The sequence below is a fragment of the Saprospiraceae bacterium genome (assembly GCA_016716185.1).
GTDB lineage: Bacteria > Bacteroidota > Bacteroidia > Chitinophagales > Saprospiraceae > Vicinibacter.
In genome coordinates this window covers 36,177-49,639 of sequence record JADJWV010000001.1, presented here as the reverse complement: position 1 = coordinate 49,639, position 13,463 = coordinate 36,177, and the positions used below count along the sequence as shown (strand labels likewise).

At 36.7% G+C, this 13,463-nt stretch carries 11 protein-coding genes and 1 CRISPR repeat array; of the genes, 4 read left to right on the top strand and 7 right to left on the bottom strand.

From position 1 onward, the window contains the following. Nucleotides 1-290: 290 nt before the first annotated feature. Together IPM34_00180 and IPM34_00175 are read left to right on the top strand one after the other, a co-directional pair. Nucleotides 291-1,109 (top strand): mechanosensitive ion channel, encoded by an 819-nt coding sequence (locus IPM34_00180; protein MBK8953960.1) that lies wholly within the window; start codon nt 291-293, stop codon nt 1,107-1,109. A gap of 41 nt (nt 1,110-1,150) precedes the next feature. Then, a complete protein-coding gene (locus tag IPM34_00175; GenBank protein MBK8953959.1) occupies nt 1,151-2,434 on the top strand; it encodes a hypothetical protein in 1,284 nt (427 codons plus the stop codon). Between the two features lie 42 nt (nt 2,435-2,476). Here the strand turns inward: IPM34_00175 and IPM34_00170 are convergent, their stop codons facing one another. The 7 genes from IPM34_00170 to cas9 form a co-directional block, all read right to left on the bottom strand. Further along, the gene (locus IPM34_00170) at nt 2,477-3,088 is read right to left on the bottom strand and encodes an outer membrane beta-barrel protein (protein ID MBK8953958.1); all 612 of its coding nucleotides are present in this window, start codon (nt 3,086-3,088) and stop codon (nt 2,477-2,479) included. A 2-nt stretch (nt 3,089-3,090) separates the two neighbouring features. Then, on the bottom strand, nt 3,091-3,861 hold the full coding sequence (locus IPM34_00165) for a hypothetical protein (GenBank protein ID MBK8953957.1): 771 nt from the start codon (nt 3,859-3,861) through the stop codon (nt 3,091-3,093). A 120-nt stretch (nt 3,862-3,981) separates the two neighbouring features. Beyond that, nucleotides 3,982-5,700: direct repeats of the CRISPR family, unit length 46 nt; unit sequence GTTGTGAATTGCTTTCAATTTGTTCTTTGATTATATTTGCTACAGC. A 150-nt stretch (nt 5,701-5,850) separates the two neighbouring features. Next, entirely contained in the window at nt 5,851-6,156 is a 306-nt protein-coding gene (gene cas2 / locus IPM34_00160) for a CRISPR-associated endonuclease Cas2 (protein MBK8953956.1), read from the bottom strand. Nucleotides 6,157-6,192: 36 nt separating this feature from the next. Continuing rightward, on the bottom strand, nt 6,193-7,095 hold the full coding sequence (gene cas1 / locus IPM34_00155; protein ID MBK8953955.1) for a type II CRISPR-associated endonuclease Cas1: 903 nt from the start codon (nt 7,093-7,095) through the stop codon (nt 6,193-6,195). Nucleotides 7,096-7,147: 52 nt separating this feature from the next. Then, nucleotides 7,148-7,360 (bottom strand): type II toxin-antitoxin system HicB family antitoxin, encoded by a 213-nt coding sequence (locus IPM34_00150; GenBank protein ID MBK8953954.1) that lies wholly within the window; start codon nt 7,358-7,360, stop codon nt 7,148-7,150. A 9-nt stretch (nt 7,361-7,369) separates the two neighbouring features. Then, nucleotides 7,370-7,561 (bottom strand): type II toxin-antitoxin system HicA family toxin, encoded by a 192-nt coding sequence (locus IPM34_00145; GenBank protein MBK8953953.1) that lies wholly within the window; start codon nt 7,559-7,561, stop codon nt 7,370-7,372. Beyond that, nucleotides 7,558-11,040, bottom strand: a complete 3,483-nt coding sequence (cas9, locus tag IPM34_00140) for a type II CRISPR RNA-guided endonuclease Cas9 (GenBank protein MBK8953952.1) — start codon at nt 11,038-11,040, stop codon at nt 7,558-7,560. The genes IPM34_00145 and cas9 overlap by 4 nt, the downstream gene beginning before the upstream one ends. Before the next feature lie 188 nt (nt 11,041-11,228). On the opposite strand from cas9, the gene IPM34_00135 reads away from it, so the two are divergent. Together IPM34_00135 and IPM34_00130 are read left to right on the top strand one after the other, a co-directional pair. Next, nucleotides 11,229-12,098, top strand: coding sequence for a hypothetical protein (locus IPM34_00135; protein MBK8953951.1), 870 nt, complete (start codon nt 11,229-11,231; stop codon nt 12,096-12,098). Beyond that, nucleotides 12,086-13,435, top strand: a complete 1,350-nt coding sequence (locus tag IPM34_00130; GenBank protein ID MBK8953950.1) for an NAD(P)-binding domain-containing protein — start codon at nt 12,086-12,088, stop codon at nt 13,433-13,435. The genes IPM34_00135 and IPM34_00130 overlap by 13 nt, the downstream gene beginning before the upstream one ends. Nucleotides 13,436-13,463 lie beyond the last annotated feature (28 nt).

Genomic DNA, 13,463 nt, shown 5'->3' with positions numbered 1-13,463 from the left:
TAAATGTTATTATCCAAATAAGCTGGCGGGTTGTCTTCCTTCAACCAGTAAATTAGAATACGAGTGGAAAGTGTCTGACTATTCATAAATAGTTATAAAATAAGGAAAGAATATAACTCATTGAAGTAAATTCCCATACAATTAATTTAATATTTGTAAAATTGGAATTATTTTTACATGGATCGATACATTCTTGCTTTTAACTGAAGCTCAAGATTAATTTTAGGTCTATTGTACTACCCATTTTATTTTTCAATGACCAATGTAATACAAATTTAGAATCAGAAAATATGAACAACACAATCAGTGGATTTTTCAATTACGAATTATTTGCAAGGGAAAATTTCTCTCTAACCGTGTCCAGCATTTTTACCATTGTAGCGATTGGTTTGGCTTGTTGGATATTTTTAATGTCGGTAGCAAAACTGCTTAACAGGGTTCAAAGATTTAATGAAGGCCAGAAATTTACATTGATTACAGTCATTAAATACTTATTATATCTTTTTTATGTGGTTATTACATTGCGATTGCTTGGCATTGATGTCTCCATGCTATTGGCAAGTTCTGCAGCACTATTTATTGGAATTGGTTTGGGTTTGCAGGGATTGTTTTATGATTTTATTTCAGGCATTATTTTGTTAATAGACGGCTCCATAAAAGTGGGAAATGTGATTCAGGTTGGGGATAAGCGGGTTGAAGTCATTGCGATCCATTTTAGAACTTCTCTGGTAAAAACAAGAGAAGAAAAGGAGATCATCATTCCCAACTCCTGGCTCACAAAAAACGAAATCATCAACTGGTCTAACCAAAAAAATGTGAACAGGCATTATATTACGGTTCAGGTTCATGGGGCAGATGTGATTGAAGCCATGAAAATCCTGGTCGATTGTTCTAAAAAGCATCCCAAAGTCATTTCGCATCCCGAGCCTTATGCCCGGATAGAAGAATTTGAGAGTTATTCCGTTACGCTTAAATTATTATTTTGGTCTAATGAAGTTCAAGCCGTAGGAAGAATGCTTGGAGATTTGCGGCTGTCTGTATTGCAGGAATTTCAAGCCAATGGTATTAAAATGCCATATCCTCAGCAGGTTGTCACCCTTGAAAAATAATGAAGTGATTACTTTTCTGTGAATTGCTTTCAATTTGTTCTTTGAATTTATTTGCCACTGCAGAAATAAATGGACATGCCATGAAATACTACAACAAGTATTTTGAGCTGAGCCATTACCCGGTTGCTGGTGATTGTCCGCTGACTATTGAATTTGTAAAACATATTTTCGGCACCGGGACTGTTCAGTTCGAAAGTAAAATTTACAATGAATATGACCTGGGATTAGACTATATCCAATTGTTATACACCGATCCTACGCAGTTTCTTCCTATACTAAGTTTGGTTAGTAAACAGCGTGGTACCGGTAAAACAAAATTCTGGGAATGGATTGGTGCCATTTTTCAACAAAATGTCAAACCAATAAATAGTCAGATGCTTAACGGCCAGTTTACATCCCTGTTTGCTTCATCACTGCTGGTTTATATCGATGAGGCGTTTCTGGATAAAAAAGAAACCGTAGAAAAACTTAAAAGCCTGGTCACATCAGACAAAGGCAAAATTGAACACAAAGGTGTTGATGCAGACATCATCGACAATTATATCAAAGTGGGGATATCAACAAATGATGAAACCAGTTTTGCTTACATTCCGGGTGACGAGGTCCGTTTTTGGGTCCGTAAAATCCATCCCATACCACCGGATAAAATCAACAAATACTGGTTCGACAATTTGAGAAAAGAAATACCAGCCTTTTTGCATTTTCTAAAAAACAGAACTCTTGTTACTGAATACCGGCACCGTGGTTGGTTTCATCCGGATCTGATCAAAACAGAAGCCTTACAGGCAATCATCAACGAATCCAGATCTAATATTGAAATAGCAATTGAAGAAGCTTTACGCGAACACATGTCCATCATTAAAAAAGCTGTCGTTCATCTTTCAACAAAGGATATAAGAGATCTGATTGATGACAACAAAATCCAGCTCACTCAAATCCGTTGGGCATTGACTTCCCGCTTAGGGTTAATTAATCAAGGAGTTTCCAAAGAATACGAAAAATTTTTCCTATCATCAAATGGAATAGGTGACCCGGAAATAAGGTCAGAAGTTAAAAAATCAACATTCTACTCCATCACTGCATCATCCATCTTTACTGCAGCTCAAATTATTGAACTTTATAGCCTGGATGAAATTCTGGAAATGGAAGAAATAGAATGGAAACTATACGAGAAAAGTTTGTTTTGGTCAAAGTTTAATTACTTAACCAAAGATTTGCTATTCCAATTCGATCAATTTAAAACAAGATCAGGCTCTAGCTTGGATATTTTAATTACTAATTGCAACTCAATTTTTAGTGCCATTTTGTTGTATTCGGAAATTTAATAAAGGGTCAATAACTTTATGATACAGACCCTCTAAATTAAATCAATGCCTCTTTTTTTCAAAAGTCAGGATTCTATAACTAATTCCTAAACTAAAAACTTGATGGACATAATTGTTCCTAATATCCCATACTATTTTATCAAAATTACCTATAGTATAATTTAAGTCAAATTGAATTTTCTTAACTGGTCTAAAAAAAATTCCTGTCCTTAAATCAAGAGCATATAAACGATTTCTTTCATCATATTCAACTGAATTAGTCTCCAGTCTTTTATTAAAAACAACTCCAAGTTGAGCCCCAATATTTGGCTGTAAAATCTCATATGCAAATAGAAATGGAACTTCCAGAAATGTATATGTAACTTTAAAATATTTATCTGGAAATAATGGAAATCTAGTGTTGAAATTTGACCCTCTTTGACTTATAAATAATCCAGACTTAATTATGCTATTCGAAATTTTACACTCTAATCCAATTCCAAGATATGGAAAATATGTAAAGTTCAAATTTTGCTTTTCTTGCTTCGCAAAAAGTGGGTCAAATAGCCTTGGATCTAAATTACTATAATTAACTCCTGGAGAAATCCAAATCGACACCTGGCTGTAAACACTTGTACAAGCAACAAGGCAAATTGCAATTATATAATTATTCATGATTAAGGCAATATTAGTTCGCAAGCTTCTTGAACAGCACATTTGCAACCAATCATAGCGATACTACTTACCCTGTCATTCAAATCCGCACACAAAAATCCCCATCTTTCTTTTTTCAAATTAGGAACGTCCCAGTCATTTGCTGAATATCCTGGTGGAGGCAAATGCTTAGTCCACTTTTTACATTTACAACCTGAAGTTGGATATCCGGAATCCCTAAATAAATAAAATGTTACAGTTGTCCCATTACCAGTATAGCCCTTAGAATCATACCAGGCTTTAGATGCTCCGCCTCCAAACATTTTTAATGAAGAAATTTTATCATTCCAGTTGTCAGCTAATCCATACGGCCGATTTTGAAGATTACCTTCTCCATATCCTTCTCCACACAATACGCCATATTCCAGGATATCTGCATGATCATCAAAATAACTGTCAACACAAAATGAAGATCCACCATAATTACTGTGCTCATAAAACTCAGCAAACATACAAGAAACAGGAGTAATCTCCTCAGGGGTCGTATCGGATTCATTCCAGTTGGGAACCGGCTCTATATATGCTACATCCGGGTCGTCAGAATAGTATGCCAAATTATATTCAGTGTCACCAATCGCAGCCCCTAACGAATCAGCAGTAGAAGTATTGTTTGGAGCACTGCTGGTATCATTGTCATTGAAATATAAGACAAACAATACACCATCGAATTTATACTTTTCGGAAATGGTACCTCTCTTTTGCAATACTGGATTGGATCCAGTATCCTTTTCCAAATCATGCTTTGTACAACTTTGCATCATTAATGCAAAGATAATCGATAATAAAAATAAAACCGTTTTCCTAGTTTGTTAATTTAATTGTTATTCCAATTTAACGCATTGGAATAAACCAACGTTGTGAATTGCTTTCAATTTGTTCTTTGATTATATTTGCTACAGCTGTGCCAGCGTGGTCGTTTAGCGTAATGCTGTTGTGAATTGCTTTCAATTTGTTCTTTGATTATATTTGCTACAGCATTTTAAATGTAGCGACCGTATTCATTTATTGTTGTGAATTGCTTTCAATTTGTTCTTTGATTATATTTGCTACAGCTGTAAAATCTATCGGATACCAACCATCATTGTTGTGAATTGCTTTCAATTTGTTCTTTGATTATATTTGCTACAGCACGACTGGGGCGTACTACTCCGTCTCAGGGGTTGTGAATTGCTTTCAATTTGTTCTTTGATTATATTTGCTACAGCAAGCCGGGAGCCAACGGAGGGCGAATGTCCGTTGTGAATTGCTTTCAATTTGTTCTTTGATTATATTTGCTACAGCTTTTTCCCTTCGCCTTCCATATATTCAAGTGTTGTGAATTGCTTTCAATTTGTTCTTTGATTATATTTGCTACAGCCTTATGGTAAAATGTAATCGTTCCGGCAGTGTTGTGAATTGCTTTCAATTTGTTCTTTGATTATATTTGCTACAGCAACAGAAATATCTCCCTTATCACCATCGCTGTTGTGAATTGCTTTCAATTTGTTCTTTGATTATATTTGCTACAGCAAAAGGTTTGTGAATTTCTCTTTTATGAATGTTGTGAATTGCTTTCAATTTGTTCTTTGATTATATTTGCTACAGCATCATCATATGAAATTCTACCATATCCAAAGTTGTGAATTGCTTTCAATTTGTTCTTTGATTATATTTGCTACAGCTTAGGTCAATGATCCTTCTCTTTAATTCTTGTTGTGAATTGCTTTCAATTTGTTCTTTGATTATATTTGCTACAGCGCTTTTAGTTTTTCCTCCTCCTCTCTGAATGTTGTGAATTGCTTTCAATTTGTTCTTTGATTATATTTGCTACAGCTTAAAGGTATCTATGATTGATTCACGAAGTGTTGTGAATTGCTTTCAATTTGTTCTTTGATTATATTTGCTACAGCGAACACATTGAAGAAAGACTAACTTTTATTGTTGTGAATTGCTTTCAATTTGTTCTTTGATTATATTTGCTACAGCATGCGCAATTTTTCTCAAGACTTGCAGTGTGTTGTGAATTGCTTTCAATTTGTTCTTTGATTATATTTGCTACAGCATTCAGGATCGGCCAAAGCTTCCAAATCATGTTGTGAATTGCTTTCAATTTGTTCTTTGATTATATTTGCTACAGCAGGAGTTAAGAAATGCACCGTGTTTGAACTGTTGTGAATTGCTTTCAATTTGTTCTTTGATTATATTTGCTACAGCAAGAGAATCGGAAATACTTTGAGCAAGTGCGTTGTGAATTGCTTTCAATTTGTTCTTTGATTATATTTGCTACAGCTCCGGTTCCAGCCTCCAATGTTACGGCTGTGTTGTGAATTGCTTTCAATTTGTTCTTTGATTATATTTGCTACAGCAATATCGTAGCCAATATGCCTCATGCCGCCGTTGTGAATTGCTTTCAATTTGTTCTTTGATTATATTTGCTACAGCATTGTTGGAATGTGGTAACTTTACCATCTAGTTGTGAATTGCTTTCAATTTGTTCTTTGATTATATTTGCTACAGCATCAATTTTTCTGTTTCCTCTATTTCAATTGTTGTGAATTGCTTTCAATTTGTTCTTTGATTATATTTGCTACAGCATTTCTTTTGCTTTCAATTTGTTCTTTGATTATATTTGCTACAGCATAGTTCTTGGGATAGCCTGAAATATGGGCGTTGTAGCAAATATTTTCATTGGAAAAACTAGTGATTTGCCTGTTTTTAGAGTGAGAAACCCCCATTTTGCCAATTCAAAACAATTCCAGTTGTTGGTATAATTGAGGTTTGGGAGCTTCTTTGCGACCATAAAAGATTTCCATATTGCCAAATTGTTTGTCGGTAATGCAAAGAATTCCGATATGCCCTTTGGAAGGCAGCATCTTTTTGACCCTGTTTACATGTACATCGGCATTTTCTCTACTCGGACAATGGCGCATATAAATGCTGAACTGGAACATGACAAAACCATCTTTGAGCATTTGTTTTCTGAAAATGGAATAAATCTTTCGTTCTTCTTTGGTTTCTGTTGGCAAATCGAATAAGACTAAGACCCACATGATTCTATATGCATTTAAACGGTCGTTCAAGAGTCGTCATTTAAATTCCGGATAAATGAGTTTTTTGATCTCCCCGGTGAAGCATCTAGCCAGGGAGGAACTCGTTCGTTGCGCAGCTATCATGAGCGGATGTTTTTCTCCGTCGATGACAACATCCATCGCCGGTATCTGGAGTAAGTTATTTTTTTGGTCCCTGCTGATGTCTGCTTCTATGTCCATGGAATGGTACAACATAAGTTTTACGCGGTTATCGACAAAAGGCCGGTACGGTTCCATAATATCATCAGCGAGGCAATAGGCATTGTATTTGTTTTTATGGAAGATCCCCAAAGTGGGGAGCAGACCTGAACCCGTCAGCGCCCGGGCAATGACAGACCTAAGTATACTATAACCATAGTTGAGGAGTTGATTGGGCGGATCCCCATAGCGTTCTCTTTTAAATCCATCTTCTAATTCAAACAATCTCCTCCAGTAGTAATAACTGGCTTTTGCTTCCTGATTATCTGAATCTCCGCTTTTGACATTGTTTTTGCATACCTGCAAATAATCAGACTCCAAACCCCAAATGTTCATCACTTTCTTTTGGTTTTCAATCTTTGCCCGAATCGTTTGTTGCCATAATTGTTTTTTAAGAGGTTCTGATGCCTCAATCTGTGCTTTGAAGCGCTCGCTTTGGATGGTGTTTCCATCCAGATTTAAGAACATGCCGGTAGGCATATGCTGGTTGTTGCAGGTAATGATCGCGCTGTTATTCTCTAATAGTAAACTGATCAAAGGATGTGAAATGGTGATTTGGGGATGCTCGAGAATCAGATATCCTATATCCTCAATGGGAATTTTTCCTCTTAATTCATTGTTTTCAGAATTTACAATGTGCAGCTGTCTGTCTTTAGTTTTCAGATAGGAGGGGCTGGTGATACAAATGGTTTTTTTGATCATAGGTAATCTGCCTATGATAAGCTATCCAAAATAATACCAATTCTAAATAAACTTAAACTGAAATGGAAAGTGCTTCTGAGCTTGGCTCCGGAATCTCGAGACCTTCTGCCTTTAGCCCTTCCAAATGAAAGCTGATGGCTTCGCGGATATTCTCAATGACTTCCTTCTTGCTGGCGCCCATGCCAATACAGCCCGGCAAATCCGGTACGTAGGCCCCAAAGCCATGGTCAGGTGTTTTTTGAATGATGATTGTGTATTGTAACATCGTCCAAATTTAGTGATTAATTTGTGCTTGTTTAAGAATACTTTTCTCCATTTCAATGCTGATATCATTGGATAAGCGGTGAATGGGGATGGTTACCAGACCCTTTTTTGTAGGATGTTTGTATTGGGCATGACTCCCTTTTTGCCTGCAGCGGAACCATCCATCCTGTTCAATCAATTTGATAATTTCTCTAATTTTCACAGTAAGCTTATTTCACCTATGCGATTTATTTTGACTTTTATGCCTTTCATATTGCCAAGACTTTTTACCCTAATAAATTTGTTCATCAATTTAGCATTCGTAGAGTCATCTATATTTGTTTCTGAATGTTTTCTAAAGACATAGTCTTTTGATGCAATTTTTTGCACCCTGTATAAATAATTCGATATCAAAGAATTATATTTTGATTTAATTGCCTTTTCTAACTGCTCCTTTTCCAAACCAAAAACAAACATCTCGTTTTGCTGCATGGAAATCTTTAACTGCCCGAATTCAGGATGTGTTTTTTCAATAACCTGACCACCTTGTTTTTTGCGTTCAAAGGCCTCCCAAAAGCTCACACAAACTTCATTCAGTTGGCCATTTGCGTCTTCGTATATGGCTATGTGGTGGTTGTTTCCGGATTTGACAAAACCTCTAGATGCCCATTCCAGATCGTTCAATCCCGTTTTGCAAGTGACCTTTTCAACAAATAGATTCCGGGCTCTATCAAGCCAGAGTCTGTTTTCTTCTTTTTGAATTTCTTTAAAAGCTTCTTTGGGATTATCACCAAATAAAGCCAGCCTATCGCGTACTATTTTTTGAACCCTCAAGTCTATGATGGAGTCGCAATCTTTAACTTTAAAATTCTGATCCAGGGCATAACGAGTGACAAACTCATACTTAAATAAAGAAATTTCTTCGCACTTGGGATGTGATTGTATAAAATTTTCTAAGCCTTTTTTAGAGAAGGCAGCTTTAAATTGACCCTCATTTGCATCAATATGATTTTGAATTTTAAGCCGTATTTCATTCGAAACGATTCGTTCAAGATCGTTCTCCTTCAATTTGGAAATCGGAAGCTTTTCGTAGTATTTATTTTTTCCATATACCGTCTCTTCATGCAGACTTCCTCTGGGTATAAGGTGTTTCTTGCCAATTCTGAAATCGCCAACTTTATTTTTTGAATAACTTCCTACTTTTTTTCCTGGTTTGAAACTTATAAGAATTTCTTCAACTTTTTGGCTCACGGAATGTGTTGAAAATGGTGCTTCGAATTTTCTGCCTGACCTTTTAAGCGCTTCATTTCGGGTTTCGCCTACACCTTGTTCCAGGTATTGATTTAGAGTATTCAGGGACTGTATCATGCTTTGATCGGTACATGAAACGACCAGTGCATCTACCGCATGATGGCGGTGGTCTAGGCGTTTCGACCAATTGATGATTTTATCAATGGTTTTGATTTCATGGTCATGTCTTACTTTAATTTGTTCGATTTGACCTATTTCCTTGTATGCAGGAAAATGCAAATCATGAATGATATTGTCATATCCCCAAATATGTCTTAAGTAATCCGTTACAGAACCGGAAGTAATCCATACTTCCCTGTTTACTTCATTCAGAATTTCTTTGGCCTTTTTCGTGATGTATTGAGTTTCTCTCAATTGCCGGCTTATAAAATCCTGAGGTATATTCTCCTTTGTAGTCATCAATCGCTCAAATTTGACCTTATTAATTTTTTCATTCCTTTTGTAAAAGTCCTGTATAAAGTGACAATATTGTTCAAACAGCGATGCCCTATGTTGTTTCATAAAATCAAAGGCCGTTTCATTGCCTTTGTCCCTGTTGTCTCTTACGTGTGAAATGCATTTATTGGCAAATGAATCGTCGAATAGCCGGGCTTTGGGAATGATGTGTTCAACTTCATAGTCATTGCTAAACAATTCTGCTAAACTTATTTCTTTATTGGGCTGATATGGTGACCTTTTGTCAAATTCTTCCCATAATTTATATTTTTCGATATCGCGGTTTGAAATCCTTTTACCCGAGAAAAGAGAATAATTTGAAAGTTCTTCTCTGATTTTATCATGTGTTTTTTCGCGTTGGTTATTATTTCTAAAAGTTCGATTGCGCTGTTCGGCATTTTGCTTTAATTCTCTTGCCAACTCAATTCTGATAATCTCAGGAGCCCCGAGTTGATTATAAATATCCTTAACTAAATTGATCAGATGATTCAGAATTCTTTCTACAGCCGGATTTCGAAGAGATCCTCGTTCGACAAGTGCTAATTGATCAATAGACTTCAATTCTTTAGATGTTCTTATTTCTTTGGTTTCACTGTTGCTGTGATTATATCCCGCGAGACTGCATGCATCGCTGTATAAATTGCCCTTTTTCAAATGGGGTAGAATTTTCTTTAAAGCTTTGGACGATAAATTGCCAAAACCATCTTTGAGTTTTATTTCGCTCAGTTTGTTTGCAAGTTCCGGCTTAAAGCCAAATTGATTCATAAGAGCATTCGTAGTTTCCACCGGGTCTTCGATGGAATATAAAATATGCCACAGACGCATCACTTTGTGATTTTCTATTTCATTCGATGGATCATTAGGGTCTAATTTGAAAAAATCTTCTTCCAATGATATATCAAACTCTTTAATCACCTTATGAATGGCAATCCGGGTAGCATCACCTGTGATTTCCTTTCTGACATTTGTTCGGTACTCATTTTTACTTATACCCAATTGTTTGAGGATTTGTTCCCAATTCGTTTTTTCTCTTAAATATACATAGTCATAAATTTGGTATCGCATTTCATCCTCGAGTTCTATAAAGCTGTTATCTGCTATACTTTTGATTTGAATGTTATTGATGGTTTGCCAAATTTTAGATTCCTGAAATAAAGGAGAACTTACCGGACAAACTTTCACGGGAACCTTTATGAGCTGACCCGATTTGTTTTTATAGGATCTGGATTCAAATTCGCAACCTCCAATAAGATGCTTCTGTGATTTTAATTTTCGTTGATAAAAAATGATCTCATCTCTTATTTCTTCGATAAACCTGGATGTAATTATATCCGGATAAAACTCACTTTGTTTGTTTAAAATCTCATTGAGTTCATTTACGTAATTGGCCCTGTAATAAATGTTTTTCTTAATTCTGAATTTGGGGTCTTGTTTGAGCAGCGAATAAAAATATTGACCTATAGTGGAGCCATCCAATTTTCGGTTTCGTTCTTCAATTGCCTGTTTATATTCGGATTTATTGGTTTCTTCACTTTTATCTTTGCGACTGCTTCTGAAGCCTCTTTTTTGGTTGATGTGGAGGAGAACCCTGCCTAATTCCTGAAGTGAAATTTTTTCATTAATGGCTTTTGATCGTAAACCATATAATTCAATCGATGTGAGTTTAAAGTAGGAAGCATCAGGTAACATTCCGCATTGATTCAGTTTATCTCTTAGGAATTCCCTTCTTAGCTTATATCTGAAATGATTACGTCTTGCGGATCTTTTAAGCGTGCGATCCTTATTTTTTGTTTGGGCAAGGCCTTTTTCAAAGGCATCTTTTTCATCAGCGGACAAGGGGATAATTCTGCTTCCCAGGCCTAAGATCTTGTTATTTTGAGAATTTGATTTGTTTATATCCACAAGTGCCCATCCGATAGAAGACACACCTAAATCCAATCCTAAAATTTTTGTCATATGGAGTTGGTTTGTTGTTCAAAAATATTAATTTTACAGGACAAATTGAAGCAATTCACAATAAGGATCATTCCGTTGTGAAAACATTTAAGGTGGGGTCACACTCGCCTTTTTTTATTTTATTTGCAATCAAATAGTAACACATTTCTGAAATATTTTATGTATTCCGCAAGTTTTTAATGTAAGCAATGAATAAGTCCACACACACTATTTACATTTCAACGCTGGTCGCCATAAACATCATCGTCTTGTGCTGGCTGATCTATAAAGGTTATTCCTATTACCAAACTCCTGTTGTTGAAAGGTTTTATCACGAGGATCACGCTATGCTCAAACCCAGTGGTCCGTTCGGGCATGGGTATGGGATCGTTGGGACGTTGCTGATTTTGATTGGTGTATTTTCTTACATCGCACGCAAAAAGGTGAAGGCCATGTCGGGTTTAGGCAGGCTCAAATATTGGCTGGAGTTCCATATCTTTTTATGTTCACTGGGACCTATGTTGGTATTGTTTCATACGGCTTTTAAATTTGGCGGACTGGTCTCCGTCAGTTTTTGGAGTATGGTTGCCGTGGTTGCCAGTGGTGTCATTGGGCGATTTATTTATATCCAAATACCCAGAACTATTGAGGGTAGAGAATTGAGTCTGGCAGAGGCCAATGCTTTGAAATTAAATATGTCTGAGGTATTGCAGGAGCAATTTCATATCGATGAGAACCATGTTCGCTTGTTGACCGGTTCTTGGAGAGGTAAGGATGACTATTCTGGGAAATCACTATGGGAGAGATGGTATTTGAAATTTAAGGCTGACCGCAGTAAGTTGAAGGAAGTTGGAAACGTATTGCGTGAATTAAGTGTTAAAAAAAATGAGCACCATAGGATTATCAATTTGTTTAAGAAGGAGATAGCTTTGAATCATAAAATTGACCGTTTACATACGATGCAACGATTGTTCCGTTATTGGCACGTGGCGCACTTGCCTTTTGCATTTATCATGCTGATCATCATGGTCGTTCATGTCGTAATCACCCTTATGTTTGGATACCGATGGATATTCTGATCACGGATCTTTTTATTGAAAAGCTCATTATCTACGGAAGTGTATTTGGACTCTGTATATTGGTCGTTTCCATTTATTTGCTTAAACAAAAAAAGACGACAGCCAGGTACAAGGCTAAAATTGCCAAAGCAAAGGAAGAAGGCATTTTCGAACCGGTTTCCTTACACCCCGTCATCGATACGACTACATGCATCAAAAGCGGTGCTTGTATTGAAGCTTGTCCGGAAAAAGATATTCTCGGTATTGTAAACGGCAGAGCAACTTTGGTCAATGCTTCAAATTGCGTTGGACATGGAGCCTGCTTTCATGCATGTCCGGTTGAAGCCATCACACTGGTCATTGGGACGGAGAAAAGAGGTGTCGATTTACCTCATGTTCACCAAACGTATGAGACCAATGTGCCCGGTATTTATATCGCCGGTGAATTGGGAGGAATGGGTTTGATTAAAAATAGCGTCGAACAGGGAACAAGTGCCATTGAAAACATGCTTAAAGAGGGATTTGTAAAAGAAAAAGCTGATTGGGATGTGGTCATCATAGGCGCCGGTCCGGCGGGAATTGCGGCGTCTCTCACTGCTAAAAAACATAAATTGAATTTTATTACGCTCGAACAGGATAGTTTAGGCGGTACGGTCTTTACTTTTCCAAGAGCAAAAGTAGTTATGACCAACCCCATGGATCTTCCGCTGCACGGAAAAGTCATGTTGAAAGACACGAATAAAAAGCAGCTTTTGGATTTGTGGACTAACGTTTTGACGAAAAACGATATTCATATTAAGGAGTTTACCAAAGTTGAATCCATTTCAAATGAAGGAAAGGAATTTAAAGTCCTGACTGCAAAAGGGGATGTCTACTACACATCCAAAGTATTAATCGCCATTGGAAGGAGGGGAACTCCGAGAAGACTCAACGTTCCGGGTGAAGATTTGGAAAAAGTAGCTTACCGGCTTTTGGAACCTGAAAATATCTCAGGAAAAAAAGTATTGGTCGTAGGAGGTGGAGACTCTGCCATTGAATCCGCTTTGCTGTTGGCTGAACAAAATAAGGTAACGCTATCTTACAGGTCTGAGCAATTCAGCAGGTTAAAGCCGAAAAATGCAGAAAAAATAAAAGCGGCTATGACAACTCAAGTGATTGAAGTTTTATTAAACACCCAGGTAAGTCAAATTTCGGAAAGGGAGGTCCAACTAAAACAGAGCAACACCGAAGAGCTTTTGCACATACCAAACGACCTCGTATATATTTTTGCTGGTGGTGAGTTGCCTACACAGTTTTTGGAAAAAGCAGGAATTCAAATCAGCAAGCGATTTGGATATACAATGAAGAAACATTCTTAAGGAAGAAGTGAATAAAAACTGCAGAAGT